Consider the following 279-nt stretch of genomic DNA (forward strand, 5'->3'; position numbering starts at 1 on the left):
TGTTTCACCTGATGGAGAGCTAATTGCGTAATGGCTGATCGGTTCAGCCGCACCGTAGAATACTAAGCCGATTCCCATGCCTGCGCTGAACAGCATGGCAAACCATGATAATAACCCGAATTCCGGTTTTTCATCAGGCTTTCCGAGTTTGATTTTTCCGATCGGGCTGAAAATCAAAAAGAGACAAAACCCGACAAACAAAGAGACAACTAAAAGATAATACCAACCAAATGAATCGGTAATAAATGCTTGTGCCGATTGAGACACATTTTGCAGGCT

General features: G+C 43.4%; 1 protein-coding gene. It reads right to left on the reverse strand.

From position 1 onward, the window contains the following. Positions 1-279 (reverse strand): BCCT family transporter (locus EM932_RS20730; protein WP_211344337.1); only part of this gene is annotated, 279 nt, incomplete at both ends.

Source organism: Flavivirga rizhaonensis (genome assembly GCF_004791695.1).
GTDB classification, from domain to species: domain Bacteria; phylum Bacteroidota; class Bacteroidia; order Flavobacteriales; family Flavobacteriaceae; genus Flavivirga; species Flavivirga rizhaonensis.